14 protein-coding genes are annotated in these 17,769 nt (G+C 46.4%); 10 read left to right on the top strand and 4 right to left on the bottom strand.

The genetic code is table 11. The features are described 5' to 3' along the window. Positions 1-226: 226 nt before the first annotated feature. From glmS to ABIE48_RS00125, 6 genes are all read left to right on the top strand, one after another. Positions 227-2,059 (top strand): glutamine--fructose-6-phosphate transaminase (isomerizing), encoded by a 1,833-nt coding sequence (gene glmS, locus ABIE48_RS00100; protein WP_192717483.1) that lies wholly within the window; start codon positions 227-229, stop codon positions 2,057-2,059. Positions 2,060-2,863: 804 nt separating this feature from the next. Next, complete coding sequence (locus ABIE48_RS00105; RefSeq protein ID WP_145029755.1) at positions 2,864-3,763, top strand: LysR family transcriptional regulator; 900 nt, start codon at positions 2,864-2,866, stop codon at positions 3,761-3,763. Continuing rightward, the gene (locus tag ABIE48_RS00110) at positions 3,748-4,611 is read left to right on the top strand and encodes a LysR family transcriptional regulator (RefSeq protein WP_192717484.1); all 864 of its coding nucleotides are present in this window, start codon (positions 3,748-3,750) and stop codon (positions 4,609-4,611) included. The genes ABIE48_RS00105 and ABIE48_RS00110 overlap by 16 nt, the downstream gene beginning before the upstream one ends. A 255-nt stretch (positions 4,612-4,866) precedes the next feature. Continuing rightward, complete coding sequence (locus tag ABIE48_RS00115) at positions 4,867-6,564, top strand: type 2 periplasmic-binding domain-containing protein (RefSeq protein ID WP_260869579.1); 1,698 nt, start codon at positions 4,867-4,869, stop codon at positions 6,562-6,564. A 35-nt stretch (positions 6,565-6,599) separates the two neighbouring features. Beyond that, entirely contained in the window at positions 6,600-8,486 is a 1,887-nt protein-coding gene (locus tag ABIE48_RS00120) for a sensor histidine kinase (RefSeq protein ID WP_192717485.1), read from the top strand. A 7-nt stretch (positions 8,487-8,493) separates the two neighbouring features. Next, positions 8,494-10,053, top strand: coding sequence for a response regulator (locus tag ABIE48_RS00125; RefSeq protein ID WP_192717486.1), 1,560 nt, complete (start codon positions 8,494-8,496; stop codon positions 10,051-10,053). 90 nt (positions 10,054-10,143) lie between these two features. On the opposite strand, the gene ABIE48_RS00130 is transcribed toward ABIE48_RS00125, so the two are convergent. Continuing rightward, positions 10,144-10,983, bottom strand: coding sequence for an alpha/beta fold hydrolase (locus ABIE48_RS00130; protein ID WP_089549811.1), 840 nt, complete (start codon positions 10,981-10,983; stop codon positions 10,144-10,146). A 33-nt stretch (positions 10,984-11,016) separates the two neighbouring features. Beyond that, positions 11,017-11,667: a hydrolase gene (locus ABIE48_RS00135; protein ID WP_145029765.1), complete on the bottom strand. Its 651-nt coding sequence runs from the start codon at positions 11,665-11,667 to the stop codon at positions 11,017-11,019. A 289-nt stretch (positions 11,668-11,956) separates the two neighbouring features. Between ABIE48_RS00135 and ABIE48_RS00140 the strand changes: the two genes are divergently transcribed. Continuing rightward, entirely contained in the window at positions 11,957-12,142 is a 186-nt protein-coding gene (locus ABIE48_RS00140) for a XapX domain-containing protein (RefSeq protein ID WP_076176227.1), read from the top strand. 25 nt (positions 12,143-12,167) lie between these two features. Next, the gene (locus ABIE48_RS00145; protein WP_163882947.1) at positions 12,168-14,000 is read left to right on the top strand and encodes an amidohydrolase; all 1,833 of its coding nucleotides are present in this window, start codon (positions 12,168-12,170) and stop codon (positions 13,998-14,000) included. Positions 14,001-14,127: 127 nt separating this feature from the next. On the opposite strand, the gene ABIE48_RS00150 is transcribed toward ABIE48_RS00145, so the two are convergent. Together ABIE48_RS00150 and ABIE48_RS00155 are read right to left on the bottom strand one after the other, a co-directional pair. Next, a complete protein-coding gene (locus ABIE48_RS00150) occupies positions 14,128-15,366 on the bottom strand; it encodes an MFS transporter (protein ID WP_145029767.1) in 1,239 nt (412 codons plus the stop codon). Then, the gene (locus ABIE48_RS00155) at positions 15,359-15,787 is read right to left on the bottom strand and encodes a hypothetical protein (RefSeq protein WP_192717487.1); all 429 of its coding nucleotides are present in this window, start codon (positions 15,785-15,787) and stop codon (positions 15,359-15,361) included. The genes ABIE48_RS00150 and ABIE48_RS00155 overlap by 8 nt, the downstream gene beginning before the upstream one ends. A 359-nt stretch (positions 15,788-16,146) precedes the next feature. Between ABIE48_RS00155 and ABIE48_RS00160 the strand changes: the two genes are divergently transcribed. Together ABIE48_RS00160 and ABIE48_RS00165 are read left to right on the top strand one after the other, a co-directional pair. Continuing rightward, entirely contained in the window at positions 16,147-17,097 is a 951-nt protein-coding gene (locus tag ABIE48_RS00160; protein WP_186326190.1) for a ring-cleaving dioxygenase, read from the top strand. Beyond that, positions 17,094-17,714: an alpha/beta hydrolase gene (locus ABIE48_RS00165; protein WP_145029770.1), complete on the top strand. Its 621-nt coding sequence runs from the start codon at positions 17,094-17,096 to the stop codon at positions 17,712-17,714. Before ABIE48_RS00160 ends, ABIE48_RS00165 begins: the two co-directional genes overlap by 4 nt. Positions 17,715-17,769 lie beyond the last annotated feature (55 nt).

Raw genomic sequence — 17,769 nt, forward strand, 5'->3', positions numbered from 1 at the left:
TTCACACAACGTTTCCAGTGGGTGTTAGAAAATAGTGATCATTTTTCATGAGTGTGCGGGCAAGCGCATAAGAGATGCGGCGATGCTAGGATGTACATTCGTGAATGCACCTTGTATAACTGAATACAATGTTCGTTTTCCTGTACATTCTGGCACCATGCTGCACCTTTATGCTCCCGTACTCTTCTAAAACCCAATTCGAAGAAGTGAACGGAGGATATTAACTATGTGTGGTATTGTCGGATATATTGGTAAAAAGGATACGCAAGCGGTATTGATCGAGGGTCTGAAGAAGCTGGAGTACCGCGGGTACGATTCTGCGGGTATTGCCGTGTTCACCAACCAGGGATTGCAAATTGCCAAGGCTCAAGGACGTTTGGCCAATCTGGAGTCCAAGCTGGAAGGGACACCGCTGGTGGGAAGTGCCGGCATCGGGCATACGCGCTGGGCTACTCATGGCAAGCCATCGGACGTGAACTCTCATCCGCATACGGACAACAGCCATAAATTTTCGGTCGTGCATAACGGCATTGTCGAAAATTATCTGGAGTTGAAGGATGAGCTGATCAGCCAGGGACATCATTTCGTGTCGGAAACCGATACAGAGGTGATTTCCCACCTGATTGCCCGCGAATACGACGGTGATATCGTCAAAGCGGTTCAGAAGGCCATCGGTTATATGCGCGGCGCCTTTGCCCTCGGTGTACTGACCGAGTACGAACCGGATAAACTCGTGGCTGTGCGTCAAGCAAGCCCGCTGATTATCGGGATTGGCGAAGGAGAGAACTTCATCGGATCGGATATTCCGGCAATTCTTCAATATACGCGTAAAGTATATATTTTGAATGACGGTGAGATGGCCGTATTGACGCAGGATTCTGTCGAATTGATGACCATTGAGGGGAATTTTATTTCTCGGGAAATGATTCATGTCGACTGGGATGCAGTGACAGCGGAAAAAGGCGGCTTTGAGCATTTCATGCTGAAAGAGATCCACGAGCAGCCGAAAGCTTATCGCGACACGATGCGCGGACGGATCGACGAGTCGGGTAAAAAGGTTGTTCTGCCGGAGCTGAAGCTGACGGCCGATCAGATCAAAAATATCCGCAACATTCAAATCATTGCCTGCGGTACAGCATACCATGCAGGTCTCGTGGGACGCAGTGCGATTGAATCGCTGGTACGCATTCCGGTAGAGACGGACGTAGCGTCGGAATACCGTTACCGTTCTCCAATCGTAACGCCGGAAACGTTGGTCATCGTCGTCAGCCAATCCGGTGAAACGGCGGATACGCTTGCGGCGATGCGTGAAGCCAAAGCAAACGGCGCACACGTACTGGCTATCACAAACGTGGTGGGCAGCTCGATCGCCCGTGACGCCGATGACGTCATCGTGACGCTGGCCGGTCCGGAAATTGCCGTAGCATCCACTAAGGCGTACACGTCGCAGCTGATCGCGTTCTATCTGCTGGCGCTGTACCTTGCCGAGGTTCGCGGCACACAGACGCCGGAAGCGGTGGCTCAGATCGTAGCTGCTATGCAGGCTCTGCCGGAGCAGGTGGAGAGCATGCTGGCCAAGCCGGATGCCATTAAAGCCTATGCAGAGCATATTTCCAAGCATGAGCACTTATTCTTTATCGGTCGCGGACTGGACTACGCGGTAGCGCAGGAAGGTTCGCTGAAATTGAAAGAAATCTCTTATATTCACTCTGAAGCGTACGCTGCGGGTGAACTGAAGCACGGTACGCTGGCGCTGATCGAGGAAGGCATTCCGGTCATTGCCCTGGCAACCCAGGAAGCCGTTTTGGAGAAAACGGTCAGCAACATCAAGGAAGTGAACGCACGCGGCGCGGACATCATGGCGATTACCCATGAAGAAAATGTCGCAGGTTTGCTGAAGTCGGTAGACCAGGCGTTTGCGATTCCGAAGACGCTGCCGCTGCTGACGCCGGCCCTGTCGGTTGTGCCGCTGCAGCTGCTGTCCTACTACGCATCGCTCTCCAGAGGCAACGACGTCGACAAGCCGCGGAATTTGGCGAAAAGCGTAACGGTGGAGTAAGGGGAGTAAAAGGATTGTCGGCACGACGACCGACAATTTCTGTCTGGTGACATTAAAGTTAGTGCTAGACATTAATGTTGAGCCGTTACACCAGTATTTTTGCAATAGAGTTGGTGTCTCGACATAGCTGAACAAAGCAAAGTTAATGGCTTCGTCCCTCGTTGGGGGCGAAGCCATTAGTTGTTTTAGAGAGCGGGACAACTCGCCATAGACAGGCTGATTTAAGTTCAAGGTCCAAGAGCGCCGATTTGGTGTAGCTTTTGTGCTGTGGCCAACAAAAGTACTAAAAGTAACGGAATGATATTGGTTGTAACTTCTTAACTAAGTACAAAGGAGCCCGGAGTATTAAACTGGGCTCCTTTGTTGTTTCAAGGAAATCAAGGATATAAAAGTTAAAAACACTGTGTTTCGGAGGCTATCTCAGGGCTTATGTTACCTCTCAAGGGGCTTTTAACGCTTTCGAAGGAAATTGTGTGCCATTGACACCAAATGATCCTCTTAAGAGCCCTAAACTGGGCTTACGGCCAACCTAAGATCTTATTATACCTTTCGGGGTTACCCGACCAGCAACCCTAAAATCTAGTAACCTTCACCTGAAATGTAGCGGATATATTACATGATAGTTTCCTTCATATAATGGTTATTACAGAGAAGTTCAGCAATTACCACGACGCTCATTACCACCAGCGGATGAGCACTTCATACGGTAAGCAATAAGTAAGAGTACTGATCAGCAAGGATGATGTCTGGAAAATCGCCAGGTTAAGAAACCGAAGAACAAATTAACAAAGGGGGGGATACATTGTGGAATTGCGTCAGCTTGAATATTTTATTCAAGTTTGCAAATCTGGAAGTTTGACCAAAGCTAAAGAAGAATTAGGTGTGACTCAGCCTACACTAAGTCAGCAAATTCGGGTTTTGGAAGATGAGTATAATATTCAATTGTTCGATCGGGTAAGTAGAGGAGTAAAGGTAACGGAAGCGGGAAAAATTCTCTTGAATAAGGGCAATGCCATTATGAATCTTCTTGAAGAAGCGCGAAATGAAATCGTTGGCCGAATCAACAAATCTAGAGAAACCATTTCTATTGGATGTTGTCCTGCTGAACTTGAATATCTTGCTCCTTACTTCATGAGATTTCATCAAAAGTACCCGAATATTTTATTAAAAATTATCGATGCAGAGGATGTCGAAAATAAGGTCTTGGAGCAAAGGGTGGACATTGGGATCACTGCATATCCAGTTTCGGATACTTCGCTCATTTCGACTCATTTGTATAGACAAGAAATGGCGCTATTGATTCACTCAGAACATGCTTTGGCTAATAAATCTTCGATTCCTTTTCGATCTTTGAAGCAAATGAACTCGATCATGTTCCGAGAACAAAACAAATCATTACTTGATATGTATTGTTTCTCTAGTGGGTTTGCCTTGAAGTCGAGCATAGAAACGTCCTCCACTTCAGTATTGATTCACTGGGTTCGTCATGGACTTGGAGCAGCCATTATACCCATATCTTTGCTTGAGAGCCTCAGGGATGATTCTTTGCGTATTGTCAAATTAGAAGGCCATATACCTCGTTGGGATATATCTCTTGTATACCTTAATTCCGTTACGATGAGGCCCATGGCACATCTATTCATTCAAGAGATGGATTCATATGTAAGAGAGGTTGAGGTGAATCTTCCATGTTCAGGCAATTAGAATGTTTCATTCAAATCTGCAAAGCAGGAAGCTTTACTAAGGCTGCAGAAGTGTTAATGATTTCTCAACCTACTTTAAGCCAACAAATCCGCTTTCTAGAGGTAGAAGTTGGAACCCCTTTGTTTCAGAGAGTTGGCAGAGGCGTAAAGATTACAGCTGACGGGGAAATACTTTACGAGAAAGCTCTTTCCGTCATGAGGCTCATTGAAGAATCGAAGAAAGAAACTCATGAGTTACGCTATGCTCGGGCAAATCAACTTTCGATAGGCATTTCTCCAGTGGACTTTTATGGTTTAATCCCCCGTTTTTTGAAATTCCATGAACATTATCCTGACATTACATTAAAATTTGCCAGTACAGAAAATACATCACAGCAATTATTGAATCGTAGTATCGATATTGGCATTGCCGACAATTATGATCCAAATAAAGAAATTCATGCGATGCATCTGTATAAAGAAGAACAAGCACTGGTCGTTTATGCGGATCATCCATGGGCAGATCGATCCTTTGTTTCTTTTCAAGAGCTAGAAGATTTAGAATCTTCCTTATTTGTTGGGGATAAAAATTTAATCGAGCAACTTCGTACATTCAGCGAGAAAATCACCAAATCTTTACAATCGAAATTTGAGTCCACTTCGACGGCTATTCTTCTTTCTATGGTACTGCAAAAGTTGGGGGTAGCTATTTTGCCTGCTTCATTAATTGAAACAATTTCTGGGCAGCATCTGAAAATGATTCATTTCGTAGATCCAACGCCTGTACGTGAGATTAAACTTATTTTTAAAAAGTATCATCACCATAATCCTTCTGTTCAGAAATGCATCGATTTTTTTCTGGAATCATAGATAAGGGAACTACAACATCATAGCTAACGAATGCGAGCCTAGACGAAGGAATATTTCCTGTCTTGCTCGCTTATTCGCGTTAGTCGGCATAGGAAATATCCCAAATTTAGTAACCCTGCGTATAATGTTAGACTCTTTCCTTTGCCTGCTATAACCTTTATACTAGCAATAAATTAAGGATTCTGAACGGCAATTGTCTGTTTTTGTGGAAATATATTAAGTAATGGGATATTAACGGCCGAAGGGGAATTTTGAATGGACAAAATGCGTAAATCAGCAATGCTGTTACTGGCTCTGATGATGTGTTGGACTTTGGCGTCTTGTTCTGGGAACACTGACACATCGAGCAATGGTACTGCTGATGATACGATTTTCAACGCCAATCTTAAAAAGGCAGATGCTTCTCAAACGAAGCCTTCTCCGGATGAACCTGCTTGGAAGCAGGACACGACACCGATTACGTTCGACTGGTATATCAACTTCGATTGGTTCACAGGCAAGTGGGGAGGAAACGTCGTTTCCGATTACATCACGAAGAAGACGGGCGTCAGCTTAAACTTTATCGTGCCTGCCGGAGACGCCGGGGAGAAGCTCAACACGATGATGTCAGCAAGGTCGCTCCCTGACTTCATCACGCTAGGCTCGTACGAGGATTCCGTGCAGAAGATGATCAATGGAGATATGGTGCTTCCATTAAATGAGCTGGCGGAACAATACGATCCTTATTTTTTTAAAGCTGCTGACCCAGAGAAGCTTAACTGGTACACACAGGCTGACGGGAATGTGTACAGCTACCCGAATGCATCTTCATCGCCTGCGGATTATCAAAAATACGGCAAGCTTTTTACGTCTAATCAGACCTTCGTTGTTCGGAAAGATATGTATGAAGCCCTCGGGGAGCCGGATATGAGCACGCCGGAAGGGTTTCTCGGCGCGCTGAAGGCTGCGAAGGAAAAGTTTCCGGAAGTAGACGGCAAGCCGCTCATCCCGATTGGCCTTCATGAATTTACGGAAACCGGCAACTATTCGCTGGAAGATTATCTTCAGAACTTCCTAGCCATTCCGAAGCAGAAAAACGGCAAATTGTACGACCGTCGTAGCGACCCGACCTATTTGAAATGGCTGAAGATGTTTCGCCAAGCGAATGAGGACGGACTGATGCCGACAGATGTTTTTCTTGATGAGAAACGAGTGGAAAAGGACGAAAAAATATCGCAAGGGCGTTATTTTGCCATGCTGTATCAGTGGTCCGATTTTTCAGAGATTAACCAGGCGCTGTATCAGAAGGACCCGAATAAGGTCTATATCGCGATTGACGGTCCGGCGAACGATGCGCATGATGCGCCAACCCTTGCAGGAAACGGCATCTCCGGTTGGACCGTGACGCTCATCTCGAAGAACGTCAAAGACAAGAAGAGGGCCATCGCCTTCCTCAGCTATTTGCTCAGCGAAGAGGGAAACAAGGACCTGTTCTTAGGAGAGAAGGGCGTTACCTACGATACGATTGACGGCAAAGATCAGTTCCTGCCGGAGGTCATGCAGTTGCTTAATACCGATCGCCAAGCGTTCGATAGCAAATATGGCGGTTCTTATATGTACTGGATGCTAATGGATACGAACATGAATCTAGCATGGATGACGGGGATGGATGCCGAGCCTTCCAAACAAATTGCCGATTGGACGAGGGGCAAGACGGTTAGCACAAGCGAATTCGAAAACCTGGACCCGGACCCGACAACGAAGGAAGGTATTGCGGTAGGCAAAAATACACGGCTCTGGGCGGAGACGCTGCCGAAGCTGCTGATGTCGAAATCGAATGCCGAATTCGACCGACTGTTCGCCGAATTCATGAAAGCCACTACCGAGGATCCCGAGTATGAAGCCATCGCAGCAAGCCGCCAGGCGGCTTATGAACGAAATGTACAGAAGCTGAAGTCGTCGCTTAATCAATAGTTCGATAGAGGAAGCAGCAGGATGTGAAATAGGGAATGGGATTCGCGGCAATCCGTTGGTTATTGAAGATACGTGCATTTACGTTTAACCTTTCGCTTCAAGTCAAACTGATTTTGTCCTTTATATTCGTTATTTTTATACCGGTTGTTTTATTCTCTTGGTATACGCTTAATGAAGAGTCCGCCAAGGCAATGAAGGAATTGTTGGAGAACAATAAGAATGTGCTGGAAGTAGAGAAGATCAACATTGAGAATAACGTAGAGCTGATGCGATGGACCGGTCAGCTTGCGTTATCCAATCGGGAAATGAATAATTATCTGCAGATCGAACAATTTCAGGATACGGCGCAAGTTCTTCATATAAAGAAGGACGTGGTCAACAGCTTTCAATATTTTCTGTTTAACAATCCGCGAATCTCGAATGTCCGTCTATTCACGGATAACCGATATGTGAATGAGATTTGGCCGGTTATCCTGCAGGAGTCGCGTATTCAGAGCAAGCCTTGGCATGATGACGTGATGAAACAAGGCGGCTTACCCTGGTGGGAGATACAGGAAAACGTCGGCCTCACCGGTATGCCCTCCGAACAAATGCCGAACGAGCCCTTCATGACGTACTTACAGGAATTCAAGTATCCGGACAATGCTACCCATAACGGGATTCTAGAGATATCGATGCAGTTATCCGATTTCTTCTCCCAAACGTTCAGCAGCGTACAGGATAAAAACTCCCAGCTGATCGTAGTCGCAAGGAACGGACAAGTTTTCAGCTTAAAGGATTCGTCCGTGTTCAAGCAGAACGGCGCGGAGGAATTGATAAGCAGCATAAAGCTGACGAGCCATACGGATTACGAGACGGTGCGGTTCAAGGTTAATGGACATTCCTACTTGGCTTTACAGAGCTACATCCCATCGATTGACGTACATCTGGTCAATATGGCTAGTCTTGAGGAAACCATGGAAGGCATTAACCATTCGAGGGTTCGTTATATCGTGCTCGTTTCATTACTGGCGGCATTTCTCGTTTTGCTGTCTTACTCGATGCAAGCGATCATTTTGCGCAGGCTTAAGGCATTAAGGGAATCGATGCAGCAGGTGAGAAACGGTAATTTTAACGTCGAGCTGCCGCCGATTACCGGTACCGATGAGGTAGGAGAGCTGGGCTTTCATTACCGCAAGCTCATTCTGAAAATTAACGAGCTCATTCAAGACCAGGCAGCTCGGCAGGCGGCAGGCAAAGAAGCTGAGCTTCGGGCGCTGAAGAACCAGATCGATTCCCATTTCCTCTACAATACGCTGGAGAACGTCAAGATGCTGGCGGAGATTGAAGGGCAGTATCTTATATCGGACATCATGACCTCGTTAGGCGGTATGATGCGGTATTCGATGGAATGGAGGCAGGATCACGTGATGCTCAGCGATGAGATCCAGCAGGTCCAGCATTATGTATCCGTCATGAACATCCGTTATGATGGCAGACTTGATCTCCAATTGTCTATTGAACCGGAATGCCTCAAGCAGGAATCGCTTAAAATGTCGCTGCAGCCCGTAGTCGAGAATGCAATCAAGCATGGGATGAGCCGCATGCATTCCAAGGACGGAAATCTTCTCATTTCGATCTCTGCCGTCCGGCGTGATCAAGCTTGTGTCATAGAGATTACGGACAGCGGCCGCGGCATACCGGATGAAACGCTGGGCTTGTTGAATCAAATGTTGCGAATGGAAGAGCATGCTTATCAGGAGGTCCGGCAATTATTCGTTCGTAAGGAGAACGAGGACGGTAATGGAATCGGTCTGCGGAATGTGGACCAACGTTTAGTGATGAGCTATGGGGTGGAATATGGGATTCGGATCGAAAGTCAGGAAGGAAGCTATACACGCATAATCATGACTTTGCCGTACCGGGTCATGGGAGGGGGATAGGACATCTATGATTAGCTTGCTGATCGTCGACGACGAGAAGATCATTCGGAGGGGCTTGCAATCAGTCATTGAGAGGCAGTTCCCTGATCTGTTTAAATATCGATTTGCCGAGAATGGAGAAGAGGCGCTGGAGCTGCTTCGCCAGGAGCCTGCGGATATTATGTTTACAGATATCCGAATGCCCATTATGGATGGGATCGAACTGCTCGACCAACTGCAAGACCATCCGGTTAAACCCGAGGTTGTATTGCTGTCTGGCTATAATGACTTCGTATATGCGCAGAAAGGGATCCGCTTTGCTGTGAAGGATTATCTCGTAAAGCCTGTGATTCGGGAGGAGCTGTTTGCCGTCCTGGAGCGATTAATGCTGGATATAAAGAAAAGAGAAGAGCGAGCAGACCAGGCGGGCGAAGATGCCAGCCTTTTTGCTGCCGAGCTGGTTACCCTGCATTTAACCCAGAAGGATGTGGATGATGTGATCACACCGAACAAGCTGAAGCAGGCCGGCTTAAGCTGGTTGGATGCAGGATATACACTGGGCTTGGTTACGCAACGTGGTGGAAGTTCACAGGCAAGCAGTACGGATGCAGCTTCTTTCAGGAATCAAATCGCTGAGCTGTTACAAGGGCATATGAATTGGATGCTGACGCGTGATGGAAAAGGCGGAACGATTATGATAGCAAGCGATCCCGATATGTTCTACCGGTTGGCAGAACAGTGGGGGTTAAGTGAGTATGAGACACAGCTGCGAATTGCGATTAGTGATTCCGTTCAAGGGATTGAGCAGATAAGGTGGGCATACAGTCAGGCGAAGCAAACTATGAAATACGGGATTCTGCTTCCAGATCTCGATGTGCTGGATTACACTGACATAAGTGATCGCAATGAGCGGTATGTCGTCCCTATGGAGTTGATTGGGCGGATATTGAATCTCCTTGGGATGGGCCGCGGGGATGAAATCAAACAACTTCTGGATCAAATCCTCGATGTTCGCATCATTAGCAGCAGTGAAATCGGCTATCTGGAACGTATTAGTCAGCTGCTGAACGAGGAGCTGTTCGATAAGTTGTTCCGCATCTACGGGCTTAAGGTATTCGGTCTATTAATGAAGTACGCTCCTGTTGGTCACATCGGAAATTTCGATCGATTTGAGGATTATTACAAATCCGTCGAACAGCTTCTCGATCGTCTGGATCGGTTCATCCAAGATCGGAAAGAGCAGGTGCCAACGGAACAAAATACGATGCAAAAAGTACTCACCTACCTGCAGACGCATTATGCCGACAATTTAAACATGGCGGTGGTGTCCAACCATTTCTCACTCAATTACTCGTATTTCAGCCAAGCCTTCCAAGAATTTACCGGTGAGAGCTTCTCGAACTATGTTCGCCGGTTAAGGCTTGATAAGGCGAAGGAACTTCTGGTGCACTCCGATTTGAAGGTGTACGAAATCAGCGATCAGGTTGGATTCGAAAATGTGAAGCATTTTACGAGAATATTCAAGGATACCGAAGGCATCACAGCGCTGGAATTTCGAAGCCAGCGGAGACGGTTTGAAACCGAGTGATGAGAAAAGACTAAAACACAAATGACCCATAAGAGGGTCTTTTTTTGTGAAAAAAGCATCCTCTCATGGGTCACAGCTCACACCTTTCAATCATTCAGCATTCAGAAAGTTAATTAAAGCTGTATTGAATTCTTCAGGGTGAGTCGCGTTTAGACCATGAGGTCCACCTTCGATAACGACGAGCTGACTACCTGGAACCGCTTCGTGGGAAAGTTGTCCGCTGACTTCAAGCGACACAATTGCATCGGAATCCCCATGGATAACAAGCAGTGGGATATTAAATTTTGCCAAATCGCCACGGAAATCCGTCCGGCCGAAAGCCTCAACACAATCCAGCGTCCCTTTTGGCGAAGCAGAAGAAGCAATTTCAAGGTTGTAATGGCGGAAAGACTCGCTAACCAGATCGGTTCGATCCCCTGCTTTAAAGAAATTGTGAGTGAAGTCGTCAAGGAAGGCGACACGGTCTTTTTTCAAACCGTCTAGGAAGCCTTGAATCGTGGCTTCATCCAGACCACCTTCCGGATGCTCGGCAGATTTGTAAAAGAACGGTGGAACCGCAGCGGCCAGCACGGCTTTTTTGACACGACTTGTTCCGTATGTACCGATGTAACGGGCTACCTCTCCGCCACCCATCGAGAATCCGACCAGCGTTACATCCTTAAGGTCCAGCTGTTCGATAAGCTTATGAAGATCCGCTGCAAACGTATCATAGTCATATCCGTTCCACGGTTGGGAGGATTGTCCGAATCCACGGCGGTCATAGGTAATCACGCGGTAACCTGCATTGATGAGCGCTGGAACTTGATTCTCCCAAGAGCGTCCGCTCAGTGGCCAACCATGAATCAAAATGACAGGTTTGCCTGCGCCAACATCCTCAAAATTCAACTGAATAGGGTGCCCATTTTCTTCTCCGACTAATAATTTTGGCATGTTTCATTCTCCTCTGTTTTTTAATAATGATGATTAGTTGTGGCTCCCGCCCTCGTGGCCGCCAAACATCGTTTGGGCATATACAATGCCCGCGCCATAAGCACCGGTGTGCTCCTTAGCGATCGACATCACGGCGTCATAGGTTTCCTGGCGAGCCCAATCGCGTTGGTACTCAAGCATGACAGAAACCCAGGTAACCGGGATGGCCCCTGCTTGGATCATCCGTTGAACGGCCATGTTATGCGCTTCCGCAGTCGTCCCGCCTGAAGCATCCGTTACAATGTACACTTCGTATCCGTCTTTAATAGCTCCAATAACAGGAAAGGCAAGGCAAACCTCCGTCCAGAGCGCTGCCATGACCAGCTTTTTACGGCCTGTTTTCTTCACGGCTTGTACCAGGTTGTCGTCTTCCCAAGAGTTCATTGTTGTACGGTCGATCGGTACCTGATCTGGAAATACCTCTTGAATTTGCGGATGAATCGGGCCTGAGAATGATTCTGCAGCCACCGTTGTAAGAATGGTGGGCACATTAAAGACTTTCCCGGTTTTGGCCAACCCAACCGTGTTGTTAATGATGGTTTGACGATCCGCGCTTTGAACACCAAAGATCATTTGAGGCTGATGGTCAATAAGAATAATTGCAGAGTTTTCAGCCGTCAGTAAATCTGTCTTGTCATTAAACATAGAGGATCCTACCTCCTAGATTTTGGTTGCAACAGGGCCCGATCCATTGGAGTTTCTGTTGCATGTATTCAGTCTATGGAAATACCAATGTGCAAACAATCTTCAGTTTTCTATATTTTTCATAGGAAAATCCTATATACTTCGAAAGTTCTATAAGGAATATACATAAGCAATTCCTATGGCTGTTATAGAAAAAGCCATATTGTTAGTGAAAATGTCGACTTTTAGACTTATGAATAAAGGCAGTCTAGCAAGAACATCACAATTCGTATTAAAGGAGGTATTGACTATGAGCACAGGTTCTATAGGTTCTATGGCCTTAGCTCTTGCCGCAGGTATTGTCATTGGCGTTGTTTTTCAATCGCTTAAGATCCCGTCGCCAGCACCGCCTTTTTTAGGACTGCTCGGTCTCGCCGGTATGTTTGTAGGCCAGCGGTTGATCCCCTGGATCCAGCAATGGCTAAACCACAAATAATGCAATCTAAAAGGAGAGCGGAATCATGTCTAGAAAAACGAAAGATGTTGAGGCCAGTCTAGTCATTCACAATGCCAGCATCGTAACGATGGACGATGTAAATCCTACCGCATCAGCAGTTGCCGTTAAGGACGGCCAGTTCCTGGCTGTGGGTGATGATGCCGAAATCATGAAATATGTCGGATCCTCCACGCAGGTTGTCAACGCCAACAAACGAATGTTGATACCGGGCTTGAACGATTCGCATATTCATCTCATTCGAGGCGGTCTCAACTATAACCTCGAACTTCGCTGGGATGGGGTGCCATCGGTAGCGGATGCATTGCGGATGCTGAAAAAGCAGGTTGATCGTACGCCAGCACCTCATTGGGTCCGTGTTGTAGGCGGATGGACGGAGTTCCAATTCATCGAACGCCGGATGCCAACTCTGGATGAAATCAATCGAATTGCTCCGGAAACCCCCGTTTTTATCCTTAATCTTTATCGTCAAGCTTTTTTGAACAAAGCTGCCTTACGAGTAATAGGGTATACGAAGGATACGCCTAATCCGCCAGGCGGAGAAATCCAAAGGGACAGCCGGGGTAATCCAACAGGAATGCTCATCGCCAGGCCTAATGCAACGATTTTGTACGCTACCTTAGCTAAAGGGCCAAAGCTTTCATATGAGGACCAAATGAATTCAACCCGACTCTTTATGAGGGAATTGAATCGATTTGGAGTGACAAGCGTTATCGACGCTGGAGGGGGCTTTCAGAACTATCCCGATGACTATCAGGTGTTTGAGGAACTGGATAGACGTGGAGAAATTACGGTTCGCACTGCGTATAATTTATTCACTCAGCATCCCAAGAATGAATTAAACGATTTTAAAGCATGGACCGCTTCATCGCAGCCGTACACGGGCAGTTCTTATTATCGTCATAACGGTGCAGGTGAAATGCTTGTTTACAGCGCAGCAGACTTTGAGGATTTTGTTGAGCCTCGTCCGGAGCTTCCTGCTGTACTGGAAGATGAGCTCTTCGAAGTTACCCAACATCTCGTTCAACAACGTTGGCCGTTTCGTCTTCATGCCACTTATGGAGAATCCATAACACGTTTTCTTGATGTGTTTGAAAGAGTAAACAAAGAGGTGCCGTTCAAGGACTTACGCTGGATTCTAGATCATGCCGAAACGATTCATGAGAAGGATTTGGAGCGGGTCGTCGAATTAGGAGGTTCGATCGCGGTTCAAAGCCGAATGGCTTTCCAGGGGGAATATTTTGTCGAAAGATATGGGGCAAAAGCAGCGGAGAATGCTCCTCCGATAACCAAGATGATGAAGTCCGGATTGCGCGTTGGTGTGGGAACGGATGCCACCAGAGTAGCAAGCTATAATCCTTGGGTGGCCTTATATTGGCTAGTGACGGGCAAAACACTGGGAGGATTAAGCCTGTATCCTGCTTCTAATCGTGTAGAGAGACACCAAGCGCTTCGGATGTATACGACGGGTAATGCATGGTTTTCAAAGGAAGAAGATGTGAAAGGGCAGATCAAACCGGGTCAATATGCTGATTTTACGATCCTTTCCGATAATTTCTTTCATGTCTCGGAAGAAGCAATTAAAAAAATTGAATCTGTCTTTACAGTCGTAGGTGGTAAGATTGTCTACGGTACCAGCGAATTTCAGTCTTTGTCGCCTCCAGCTCCCAAAGCCAGCCCAGACTGGTCTCCGCATAATTTCTTTGGCGGCTATTACAAGGGGCCGGAATATGGAGGTGGTGGATCAGGTGCCCACACACCTAAACAGGTCCATCTTCACCATAAGTGTAACCATCATCATGGCAGCGGTTTCTGCGACTTGGATTGCTTTGTCTTCTAAAAGTAAATAAACCTAAGGCAATCCTAGGTCAGACAAAAGGAACAGTCCCTCATTAAAAATGGGGGGACTGTTCCTTTTTATTTAGAAGATTTTATCAGTGGATTCGATCAAAACAGGAGTCATCTTCCTAATGATAATGCTCAACGTTAGTTTGATTGGGCGGATTGATTGGGGTGGTGGTTTCCTTTTTCTCTAAGCGAATGAAGAATGGGACAATCGTACTTAGCAGCAGTAATCCGGCTAACACCTCGAAAGTGAACACATGACCTTTGATGCCGGTCAGATAAACCGAGACGATGGGGCCAAGCGAGGCTCCGATGAATAGCATAAACATATGGAAAGAAAGAGCGCTAGCCCTTAACTCTCCAGCTAAAGTGCCTATTAGAGACAACAAGGCGGGAAGAGCCATAGCTATGCCAGCTGCAAAAACAATACTCGCCAAGATTAAAAACGCAAGGTTCTCCCAGGCGCCTACCAGACCTAGGCCAATACAGGCCAAGATCAGACCGCAACATAGTACATTTTTAACGCCAAACCTAGCAACGAGCCTTCCATCAAACGGGGAAACGAGCATGCCGATGATACCGGCGGCGCGAACCCATAGGATTTCCTGGTGGCTCAGACTGAAGGGAGCGCTGCTTAGATAACTTCCAAGCGTAGAGAAAAAACCGACAAGTGCAATAAAGAGAGTTGAGGAAATGATGTAACAGAAGGGCAGGCTTTTTTTCTTGAAAATACCGCCAATGCGCTTTAACGGAGAAAAGAAATTGCCCTCCGGCTTCTGGATGATATCTTTGGGTATGCATAAGGTAATCAGAAAAAACGAAATAAAATACACGATGCCAAGGATGTAAAATACATATCTCCAGCTTAGTTCCAATATGACGGTGCTGCTATAGATCTGTCCAACGATACTGGCCATCAAAAAGGCGGTGCTTATAAATCCGAGGATCGTTACCCTTTTTTTCGTTGGGAACATCTCTATTGCGTAGGCTAACACAGAAGGAGGAAACATGGATGCTGCCAATCCTTGGATAACCCTTAGCACAATAAGCCACTGAAACTCATGGACCGTTCCAATAAAAGGGGTTGATACCGCGAGCAAGCATAATCCGGATATCATCATTCTTTTCCGTCCGTAGCGGTCGGAAAGCCCCCCGAACAGGAGTCCTCCGCCGGCAAAAGCAAATGAAAAGGCGCTTCCTGCCCAAGCTGCTTTGGAAGATGAAATCTGGAATACGTCCTCAAATAAGGGAAACAGGGGGATCGTTAAATATAGTGATGAGACGACAATTAATGAGCACCAGAATAGAATCAGGGTCGTAAGGTTATAACGTGGTGCCGCTTGCTTTGCTGGATTAATCAATCGTGATTCCCCTTTCTTCTGCAGGCGTCTCTTTTGTTACAGCTACATTGGTTTCCTTCACATTTAAAAACACGTTGACAGCAAAAACAAGAATGCCGCTTCCGGCAACGGATTCACCTATACGTTTAATCGTTGATAACCATTCTTGATCATAGCCGTTTGCAATAAAGCACAGCGAGATCAGCATGATTGGCAAACCTGTGCCCTGCAACCAGAAGTGCCAATGAGCCAGACGGGACGCTGCGGCTTTGGGAAAACGCAGATAAGTAAATCCGCAAAGGGCTAAAGTTGCCCATCCGAAAAGGTTGGTGTGGGCATGAACGCTAGTCAGTGCAAAATTCAATGTTGCACCCATGTAGATTCCAATGCCAATACCGAGAACAATATAAATAACAGCCATTTTTAAAAAACGTACTCCCATCCAAACTCTCCTTTGTATTTTACGAGATTCATTCTCCAGTCAAGGAGTTCTATAGATATTGAATTCCAAGAACCAGATATGTAACACAATCGTATAAACGGATGTTCGCACGATCAATATCGATATTTCTATGTCTCATATAGCTTTTTCTTATAATTATCGTAACAGCCTGGGAAAATCCTCGCCTTTTGCAATATAGGTTTTTCGTACAAAAGATATAGTAAATTCGCTATGCAAGTATAGAAATAATGGAATGGTTCGCTGCTGCTCTTTTCTCTATGATTTGAATCAGGAGTACTTTTCAGTTATTAGCAGGATCCAAAAAACCTAACAGAAGGAGTCTGGGAAAGATGGGGAATATCATAAAGAAAACGGCAGGCATCCATCATATTACTTGTTTTGTGAAGGATGCGCAGAGAAATGTGGATTTTTATGCTGGAGTTCTAGGTCTTCGTCTTGTGAAAAAAACAATTAACTTTGACGCACCCGAGGTATACCATTTGTACTTCGGCAATGAAAAAGGCAGCCCCGGAACGATAATGACGTTCTTCCCGCACGAACTTTCCCGCAAGGGTCGCATAGGAGGAGGACAAGTAGGTACAACAACGTACGTAGTACCCATAGGCGCAATTGATTTTTGGAAAGCACGCCTCACGGCGTTCGATATTTCCTTCACGGAAAGCACCCGTTTTTCTGAAAACTATATCGAATTTTTAGATCTTGACGGTCTGCAGTTAGAAATTGTTGAACGGGAAGACGGAGCGCTCAATACATGGTCATTCGGAGGTATCCCGGCGGATAAGGCGATCAAAGGATTTGGGGGCGCCGTGCTATACAGTGTTGCATCCACCAAGACCATGCAGGTACTTGAGGACGTTTTAGGTCTTGAAAGGGTAGGGCAGGATGGCGACTTTATTCGCTATAAGGCTGAAGGGGACATCGGCAACCTCATTGATGTGAATGCGGAGCCCATGGAATGGGGGATCCCAGGTAGCGGCACCGTTCACCATATCGCGTGGCGAGCCAAGGATTTTGAAGACCATGATGCCTGGAGAAGCCATGTGGAAAGCAGCGGTTTACATCCTACACCGATTATTGACCGACAGTATTTTCATGCGATCTATTTTCGTGAACAAGGCGGCATTTTGTTTGAAATTGCGACAGATCCGCCAGGTTTTGCAAATGATGAGCCTGAGGATCATCTAGGCGAGGCCATCATGCTTCCTTCATGGTATGAAGACAGCCGCGCTGAAATTGAAAAGAACCTGCCACCTATTCAAGTGCGCAAATTGGAGTCAATCAAGCAATGAAACACTTATATCGAAAAGGTTCAAAATCAAGTTCGGTGACATTTCTCTTATTGCACGGTACGGGTGGAACGGAATACGATTTATTGCCGGTTGCTCGTCGAATCTCTTCGGCCTCGAATGTCCTTAGTATTCGGGGAGAGGTGCAGGAGAATGGAAAGCCCAGATTTTTCAGGAGATTTGCTGAGGGCGTCTTTGATGAGGAGGACCTTTTGTTTCGAACTGAAGAACTGAATGGATTTATCGATCAAGCAGCGAACCGATATGAGTTCGACCGCCAGAATGTAGTGGCGATCGGTTATTCTAATGGAGCAAATATTGCAGGAAGCCTATTGTTCCATTGCAAAAACTCATTAAAAGGCGCGATATTATTCCATCCCATGGTTCCCCGTCGCGGTGTATTACTGCCTGATTTATCGCAAACCCCCATATTTATTGGTGCTGGAACGAATGATTTTATCTCCCCTGCGTCTGAGACCGAAGAATTGCTAGCGCGATTGAAAGGCGCAGGTGCTTCCGTCGAAGTCCACTGGGAACATGTAGGTCATCAGTTAACTTCCACCGAAATCGACGAAGCAGCCAATTGGTACAAAGAGCATTTCCCTTCGCATAACATTTGATAACGTAAAAAGAGCAGTTACACAGGCTATGATTAGCTGTGATAACTGCTTTTTG

It is taken from the genome of Paenibacillus sp. OAE614, from assembly GCF_040546645.1.
GTDB classification, from domain to species: Bacteria; Bacillota; Bacilli; order Paenibacillales; family Paenibacillaceae; genus Paenibacillus_AQ; species Paenibacillus_AQ favisporus.